Here is a 6,178-nt window from a genome sequence, read left to right as displayed (position 1 = left end):
ATCTACATTTGCGCGCTCGTCAGACACGCCGGTTTCCCGCGGCAAAGCGGCGACCCCTAAGCGCATGCTGACCACGGAGCAAGGCGCTCCTCCACAGAATGGGTAACTGGGCTCACCGAGGCTGCCATGAGCGCAGGTGGGGCGCCTTTCACCTTCGCAAAGCCTTGCCAGGGGTTCGGTCCATCTGCCGCCCTGTGCGGGCCGGCCAGAAGAGGTTAACTCAACAGGCGGCGCGGCCGGGCTGGATCGCGGTTCGCGCGCCGGATCCGCCACCCGCGCTGGCCTCGCGCTCTGCGGCGCGGCTGGGCGGATATTTGGCAGCGCTGACCAGGGTCACCGGCCGAGGGAAATCTTCGGCTAACCGAACTGTTCGCCTTCCAGCGGAGAACACCTGCGGCCCTTCGGCGTGGAACCGGCTGCGCCAGCGCGTCCGGGCGCAAGGACCAGCCGACGAATTGTGGTGGCCTGCAGGCCCAGCGCGACGATGGGCCCCAGCCGGGCGAAGCGCGCCGCGCACAGACTGCCTGGGTCCGGGCCGTCAGCGTCACAACGGCATCCCGGAAGCGTGGATAGAGCCCCGACGGCGGCCAACGCGCAACGAGATTGCAGGCGGCGCGACCCGTTCGCGCGCCCGTCGCAGGCGTACAGCAATGGTGGACCTGGCGCCTGACTATGCTCCGCGATTATGAACTAGCCGACCTGTGGGGGTTGGGGAAAGCGGCAGCTGCAGCGTGCTTCGCGCCGGCGCGCAGCGCCGCGCGGTTCCGCGCGCCGGCCGCCTTCGCCGCGCCGACCGACCAAGCTGTGATCTGGGCGAAATATGCGGAGAGCCGCCTCCTGCAACCGGAATGGCCGCCTGGTTGCCGGCCCGAGCGGACGCAGAACAGCCTGCTGGCGACGCCCTGGTCGGCCCCCGCCCGCTATGCCCGTTCTACCTCGTCAACCGAATCGCCACCCGGTCCTGCTGTTCCTCGGCTCTGAGAACAAAGCCGCCGCTCGGCCAGTCGATGGCGATGTTCTCGGCGCTCGAAAGACCCCTGACCGAAGGTAATCCGTACCGCGAACTGGGCGCCGAATTTCGATATGTTTTGGAGGCTGCCCACGGGGCTCACAGCGTCAACTCTTAAGGCGTGGGAGCGCCCGTCGTCAGCGCCACGTCTTTGCGCCGCTCGCGTCCGCAGCGCCTACCGCCGAAAGAGGCGCCGGAGCCGAAGCTCCAGGCAGTGACACTCAGGGAGGAGGTCGAGAGGCTCGTCGGTCAATAATACGTTTCGTTATTTGGAACAACGTGTCTATCTTTCCGCCCCTTCGTCGGAGGTGTCACGACTGCCATGCGCTCCAGCGCCCGCGCCCCTCCTCCGTTCGCGTCTTGACCTGACCCAGGTCTACAGCGGGCCCTACTGCACATTCTTCTGCTGCCCAGGCGGGGGCCGAGGTGATCAAGGTCGAGCCGCCGGTGGCGAGGGCCTGCGCGCACGCGGCGGCGTGGCGGCGACGCCCTTCGCCATGTTCAACGCCAACAAGCGGTCCATCACCCTGACCTAAAAAAGCGACGCCGGGCGCAGCGCCCTGCGCCGGCTCGCGGCGACCGCCGACGTTGTGGTCGAGAACTTCCGGCCCGGCGTAATGGCAGGCCTTGGCCTTGGGGCCTAAGGACCTGCGGCGCCATCGGCCGGAGCTCATCTACGCCGCCCTCGGCTTACGGCGCAACAGGGCCCTACGCCCAGTTCCCGGCGCTCGACATCACGATCCAGGCGATGCTGGGCGTGATCGCCTCGACGGGGCGAGCCGGACCAACCGCCGGTGAAGGCGGGCGTGGCCATGGCTGACATCTTGGGGGGCGTCCATCTGTGCCGCGATCGTCAGCGCCCTTTATCGCCGCTCGGTCACGGGCTTGGGCGGGGGTGATCGACGTGGGCCATGGCCGACTGCGTGTATCCGACCCTGGCCTCCAACCTTGGCCCTTGCGCAGAACGCCGGCCCCGGCTTTATCTCGAGGACCGGCAACCGGCATGGCGGCGGCACGGTCAGCCCCTACAACGTCTATCGGACGGCGGACGGGCACGTGGCCATCATCTGTACGACCCAGGGCCATTGGCTGAGCCTTACGACGGCGCTGGGTTTGAGGCCGCGGCCGCGGATCCGCGGCTCGCGACCAACGCCCTGCGAGCGCAGAACGTCGGCGTAGTTGACGCGCTCGTCGGCCAGGCCCTAAGCTGCCCGGCGCAAACGGGACGTCTTCCAGATCCTCTCCCAGGCGGGCGTTCCCTGCGGCGCGGTGCTGGAGCTGCCCGAGGTGATGGCGGACCCGCACCTCCACGCCTGCGGGCTCGCTGAAGCGCATCGATCACCCCCCAATACGGGCCGCTGGTGGTGCAGACCAGCGCGCTGCGATTTGAGGACACCGCGCTGCCGCCCTACGAGCCCAGTCGCCCGCTTAGCGCCGACACCGAAGCGATCCTCGGAGAGCTGGAGGGCTTAGGCCAGAAGCCCCGCGTAGCGCTCGCGCAGCAGGTTCTTCTGGACCTTGCCCATGGCGTTTCGCGGCAGCTCGGGCGACGAACAGCACACGCTTTCGGCGCCTTGTAGGTGGCCAACTGACGGCGAGCGGTCGCGATGATGGCCGCCTCGTCGCCCTGGCCCTGGACGACGGCGACGACGGCTTCCCGAAGTCGGCGTGCGGCACGCCGATGACCGCGCTCTCCACCACGCCCGCAAGCTCACCGAGCACCAGCTCGACCTCCTTGGGATAGACGTTGTAGCCACCTGAGATGATCAGGTCTTTGGGCCCGGCCCGAGATCCAGACGCGGCCGCCGGCATCTCGCCGGCCGACATCGCCGGTGACGAAGAAGCCGTCGTCGGTGAAGTCCTGCGCCGTCTTTTCCGGCATGCGCCAGTAGCCGCCAAAGACGCTCGGACCACGGATCTCGATCACCCCGGTCTCCTCAGCGCCTCCGATCCGCAGTTCGACGCCCGGCAGCGGATAGCCGACGGAGCCCGCGAGGCGCTCGCCGTCCAGGGGATTGGTGGTGATGATCACCGCCTCGCTCATGCCGTACCGCTCGAGGATGCGCTGGCCGGTGCGATCCTCGAATTCGGCGAAGGTGGACGGCTGCAGCGGCGCGGGAGCCCGGAGATGAAGACCCGACGCCTTCGGCGGTTTCGCGCGTGAAGGCATGGTTGGCGAGAAGGCGGGTGTAGAAGGTCGGCACCCCCATCATCACCGTCGCCTTCGTCAGGCCCGCCAGCACCTCGGCGTCGGAGAACTTCGGGAGCCAGATCATCGAACAGCCGCTGAGCAGCGCGCAGTGCAGGGCCACGAACAGGCCATGGACATGGAAGACCGGTAGGGCGTGCAGCAGCACGTCGTCCGGCGTGAAGCCCTAGGCCTCGTGGAGGGCCACCGCGTTGGCGGCCAGGTTGCCGTGGCTCAGCATCGCGCCCTTGGAGCGGCCGGTGGTGCCCGAGGTGTAGATCAGGGGACGCCAGGTCTGGGGCCTGGCGGGGAACCGACCGCGCCAGCGGCTCGAAAGCCTTGGCGTCCCGAACATAGGCCGGCGGATCGGTGACGAAGACGCGCGGCTCGGCGTCGCCCAGGAAGTAGTCGACCTCGGCCGCCGTATAGGCGGGGTTGAGCGGCAGGAAGACGGCGCCGGTCTTCAGGGCCGCCAGGTAGACGACGATCACCTCGGGGGCTTTCTCGGCCTGCAGCGCAACCCGGTCGCCCGGCTGCACGCCCTCGGCGATGAGGCGGCCGGCCGCCTGCGCCACCCGGGCTTCCAGCTCGCCGTAGCTCAGCGCCGAGCCGTCGGCGAGCAGGAAGCAGGGCTTTGTGCGGTCGGCGGGAAAGCCGGCCGCGAGCAAGTCGTAGAGGTTGCCCTCAGGCAGGTCGGAAGCGGGCGAGCGCGACACCGTTGTCCTCCGCGACGGCCAACCGGACCGGCATGTCTCCGCGCAGGTCCTCGTTTCTCACATCGATGTTGGCGATCAGACGCGGACCTTCCTCCAGCGCCACGATCGCCACGTTGTAGGGCGTGCGCGCTGCGAACGCCGGATGATACGCCGCGTGGTAGACTACCCAGGAAACCAGGGTGCCTCGACCGCTCGCCTCCTGCCATGCCCACTGGTCGTCCCGCAAGCAGGCGGGGCATTCCCGGCGGGGTGGAAGCCAACGCCGACCACAAGCGCAGGCCTGGAAGACGAGCCGTCCTTCGCCAAGCGCAGTCCAGTACGGCGCATTAAGCTCGGTGATGTCGGGCCTGGGCAGTTCGTTCACGCCGCGCCTCCCAGGATCAGCGTGGCATGGGTGTCCATCACCCCCCTGGTTGGAGATGAGGGCCACTTCCGCGCCCGGCGTCTGGAGCACGGCCTCACCGCGCATCTGGCGCACCGCCTCTTGCACGAGCTGGAGGCCCGGCATGCCCGTCTCGGAGAGCAGGCCGCCGCTGGTGTTGAACGGCAGGTCGCCGCCGGGACGAAGACGACCTTCCCGCACGAAGCCCTCCGCCTGGCCGGGGGGACAAAAGCCATAGTCCTCAAGCGTCATCAGGACTGTGATGGTGAAGCAGTCGTAGATCTGGGCGACGTCGACGTCGGCAGGACCAAGGCCGGCCATGCGAAACGCGGTTTCAGCCGAGACCTTGGCCTGGGTGCTGGTAAGCGTGGGCCGGTTGATCAGGGCCGCGGAGGTCTGGCCATGGCCGAAGCCCAGGATCGGCACCGGCCGAGCGACGCCCAGCCGCTTCGCCCGCTCGGCGCTCATCAGCACGAGCGCCGCCCCGCCGTCGGACACCAGACAGATGTCGTCGCGCCGCATCGGCTCCACGACGAACGGCGAAGCCAGATAGTCGTCCATCGAGATCGGTTTGCGGAGTTGGGCGCGAGGGTTGGCGGCTCCATTCGCGCGGGCCGCTACGGCGACCTCGCCGAACGCCTCGGGCGGCGGCGCGTACTCGATCAGGTAGCGCTGATGAATCATCGCGTAGCCGGCCGCGGTGGAGAACCAACCGTAAGCGGCGTCCTCTCCCCTCGCGGGCGAGCGTAGACGTCCCGGGCCGCTGCGCGGATTGTCTGCGTAGCAGACCAGCGCCACTTCGCATTGCCCGGCTTCAATCGCCAAGGCCGCGAAGGTGATCAGGCTGATGTTGGCGGCCCCGCCTTGGTCCCAGGCCCCGCCCATCCGGGGCGTGATCCCCAAGCGCTTCGGCCAGCTGCTGGCCGTACATGAACTCGCGTTTTGACGTCGGCGTCTTCACGAACACCGCATCGACCGCATCCTTAGGGATCGCAGCGTCTTCCAGCGCCTTGCGGCAGGCCTCCACGTTCAGCGAGACGGTGTCGCGGCCGAGCTTGCCGAAGGCTGTGGCCCCGACGCCTGCGATGACGACCTTGCCGCGCATCTCAACGCCCCTGAACCTTGGCGTCCGCTTCTCGGCGAAGGCGGCGCGGCCTTCCTGGACGTCCTCCGAGCCCTGCAGGATGCGGCTGACCATCTGTTCCAGACGCAGGCCGTCAGCTAAGCTCATGTCGCGCGAGCGCACGGCCAGCTCCTTCGTCGCCTGGATGGCGAGCGGCGCGTTCGCGGCGATGCGCCGGGCGTAGTCGTAGGCCGTGCTCATCAGAACCTCGCGGGCGACGATTTGGTTGATCAGCCCCCACCGCAGCGCCTCTTCGGCCGGGATGGGATCACCGGTCAGCAGCATCTCCATGGCGACGGCGTAGGGAAGCTGGCGGATCAGCCGTTGGGTGCCGCCGTTGGCCGCGATGACGCCGCGCTTCACCTCGGCCACGCCGAAATTGACGCCCGGAACGCTGATGCGGATGTCGGCCGCCAACAGCAGCGTCACCCCACCTCCGATGCAGACGCCGTTCACCGCGGCGATTACCGGCTTCCACACCTCCAGACCGCGGTTCAGAAGCTGACCCTTCTGGGTCTGCCAGTGGCGTCCAAGCTCGCCCTGCTGGCCGATGTAGCTCTTCAGGTCTGCACCGGCGCAGAACGCCCGGTCGCCCGCACCGGTGACGATCGCAACCCGTATCGCCGGATCGTCGCGGACGCGGATCCAGGCCTCGGAAAGCCCCTCGTAGTGTTCCGCGTCGAGCGCGTTCATCTTCTCGGGCCGGTTGATGGTGACCAGAGCGATGCCGTCGTCGTCCACGGACAGGTCGATCGACATC

At 68.4% G+C, this 6,178-nt stretch carries 3 protein-coding genes and 4 pseudogenes; 2 read left to right on the top strand and 5 right to left on the bottom strand.

Going from position 1 to position 6,178, the window contains the following annotated elements; genetic code table 11:
• Positions 1-1,557: 1,557 nt before the first annotated feature.
• Both LRS10_RS25545 and LRS10_RS25540 read left to right on the top strand, forming a co-directional pair.
• Positions 1,558-1,653 (top strand): annotated as a pseudogene (locus tag LRS10_RS25545) (CoA transferase); the annotation flags it as partial.
• Between the two features lie 172 nt (positions 1,654-1,825).
• A pseudogene (locus LRS10_RS25540) lies at positions 1,826-2,482 on the top strand (CoA transferase).
• A 238-nt stretch (positions 2,483-2,720) separates the two neighbouring features.
• On the opposite strand, the gene LRS10_RS23350 reads toward LRS10_RS25540, so the two are convergent.
• The 5 genes and pseudogenes from LRS10_RS23350 to LRS10_RS23330 all read right to left on the bottom strand — a co-directional run bounded on the left by LRS10_RS23350 (position 2,721) and on the right by LRS10_RS23330 (position 6,177).
• Entirely contained in the window at positions 2,721-3,179 is a 459-nt protein-coding gene (locus LRS10_RS23350) for an AMP-binding protein (RefSeq protein WP_257839545.1), read from the bottom strand.
• A gap of 49 nt (positions 3,180-3,228) precedes the next feature.
• Positions 3,229-3,438 (bottom strand): annotated as a pseudogene (locus LRS10_RS25535) (AMP-binding protein); the annotation flags it as partial.
• Positions 3,439-3,595: 157 nt separating this feature from the next.
• Positions 3,596-3,913: pseudogene (locus tag LRS10_RS25530) on the bottom strand (AMP-binding protein); the annotation flags it as partial.
• Positions 3,882-5,198, bottom strand: a complete 1,317-nt coding sequence (locus LRS10_RS23335) for an OB-fold domain-containing protein (protein WP_257839544.1) — start codon at positions 5,196-5,198, stop codon at positions 3,882-3,884. The gene LRS10_RS23335 and the pseudogene LRS10_RS25530, both read right to left, overlap by 32 nt.
• Positions 5,110-6,177, bottom strand: coding sequence for an enoyl-CoA hydratase/isomerase family protein (locus LRS10_RS23330; protein ID WP_257839543.1), 1,068 nt, complete (start codon positions 6,175-6,177; stop codon positions 5,110-5,112). The genes LRS10_RS23335 and LRS10_RS23330 overlap by 89 nt, the downstream gene beginning before the upstream one ends.
• Position 6,178: the final 1 nt, after the last annotated feature.

It is taken from the genome of Phenylobacterium sp. J426 (assembly GCF_024699945.1).
Classification (GTDB): Bacteria; Pseudomonadota; Alphaproteobacteria; order Caulobacterales; family Caulobacteraceae; genus Phenylobacterium.
Note: the sequence above shows the minus strand (reverse complement) of the source record. Positions and strands in the feature narration are given on the sequence as shown.

Excerpts from the sequence above, each read along its gene's own strand:
- LRS10_RS23330 (WP_257839543.1), bottom strand. The coding sequence starts at position 6,177 with ATGTCGATCGACCTGTCCGTGGACGACGACGGCATCGCTCTGGTCACC.
- LRS10_RS23350 (WP_257839545.1), bottom strand. The coding sequence starts at position 3,179 with ATGCCTTCACGCGCGAAACCGCCGAAGGCGTCGGGTCTTCATCTCCGG.